At 62.9% G+C, this 1,534-nt stretch carries 1 protein-coding gene; it reads right to left on the bottom strand.

Translation table 11 applies throughout. The annotated features are described in order from the left end of the window. Positions 1 to 332: 332 nt before the first annotated feature. Entirely contained in the window at positions 333 to 1,031 is a 699-nt protein-coding gene (locus EV640_RS13510; RefSeq protein ID WP_133726730.1) for a class F sortase, read from the bottom strand. Between the last annotated feature and the right edge of the window lie 503 nt (positions 1,032 to 1,534).

The following is a 1,534-nucleotide window of genomic DNA, read 5'->3' as shown; positions in this document are numbered from 1 at the left end:
TCGGAGGCTCCGCCGTGGTCTGAGTGGGCCATGGCTGGGGCTGCGCTGAGCAGCAGCGCGCCAAGAGCGAGTGTGGGAACAGCAAAGAATTTGGATTTATGCATGTGAGGGACTCCTCGTCACAATCGTTGTCGCCACGTCCAGGGGTCCCGGATGCGACTCAATCAGAGTAACCCAGATCACCCCAATTGTAGAAATAATTACTTGGTCTAACTATCCGGTGGTAATAAGAAACGCAGCGTCTCGTTAATCAGCCTTCGACACTCGAGACCCGGAGTGACACCGTCTGGGGCACGGCGGAAGCCGCCAGTCCCGGCCTGGTCTATTCGAGCTCAGTCGGCGAGGGTCGCGTAGACCACGTAGTTGTCTTCGTATTCTCCGGTGCTCTGGTTGTAGCCGTCACAGGTGATCAGGCGCAGCTCCGGATCCTCGGTGTTGCCATAGACCTCCAGTGTGGGGAAGGTGTCCTTCCCGTACTGCTCGGCCTTGGTCACTACAAACGTGGCCGCCTCTCCGTCTTCCTGCGCCACGGTGATCTCGTCGCCTTCGCCGAGATTGGGGAGGTCAGCGAAGACCCCTGGCTGACCGAGCGAGTCGTCGACGTGGCCCAGCAGCACCGAGGGGCCCTGCTCTCCGGGAGCGGGAGATCCGGTGTACCAGCTTGCTGGTGAGCCTGGATCCCCCGGTGGAACCTCCAGGGTCCCGTTGTCTCTGAGGCCCAGGTGCAGCAGCTCGGAGCCGGCCGCAATGGTGGGGATCTCGAAGGAGGCAGGCGGAGCGGTCTCGGTGGCGGCCTCGCCGGACTGCTCCTCGGCCTCCTCAGCCTCCTCGGTCTCTTCAGTCTCCGCAGGGGTCGGTGTGGGCGTGGCCTCAGCCTCGTCCTCGTTCTGACTGTCGTCCGGGGCGTCGGTCTCTGCTGGTGCATCCGTCGCTGGCGTGCTCGCCTCCGATTCAACAGCTGCGGGAGGTTCTGCTTCGTTCGCCGCTGCGCTGCTGTCCTGTCCGGGTGAACATGCCGAAAGGGCAAGCATCAATGCCGAGGTGATGGCGAGCGCACCCGCGCGGCGGGGGCTGGCTGGTGACGGAGAGGTGGCTTCGTGGTGTTGCCTACGGAGACGAGACATGGAGGTTCTCTTTCGGATTAGACCTTCTAGGCGGCAACAATCTTATTAAACGTGTCACTCCCCGCCTAGGAGTGCATGTCAACACAATCTACAGTCCCCCATGAAGTATTTCTTTTGGGAGGGGAAGTGCCGGTGTGGAGTCCAGGTGAGGATGGGGAGCCAAGAGCGGCCCTGCAGAACCAGGAAGTTCCGCAGAGCCGCTGCATCGTCTGTCCGAGTCTTGGGGTCGGAATCAGATGATTGGCGTCATCGACGCAGAGCCCGTGCTCTGCGTTTCGTGATCAGGACTCGGTGGGGCGCTGGCGCATGAAGTATGCGCCGGCTCCGATCGCGCCGAGGGCGAGCACGCCGCCACCGGCGGCCATGGCCATGCCTGCACCCTGGGACCCGCCGGCAACGCCGGTGTCGGC

It is taken from the genome of Nesterenkonia aurantiaca (genome assembly GCF_004364585.1).
Taxonomy (GTDB): domain Bacteria; phylum Actinomycetota; class Actinomycetes; order Actinomycetales; family Micrococcaceae; genus Nesterenkonia; species Nesterenkonia aurantiaca.
This window is presented reverse-complemented; position numbering and strand designations above follow the sequence as displayed.

What these genes read in the sequence shown, in the direction of transcription:
- EV640_RS13510 (WP_133726730.1), bottom strand. Translation starts at nt 1,031, where the DNA reads ATGCTTGCCCTTTCGGCATGTTCACCCGGACAGGACAGCAGCGCAGCG.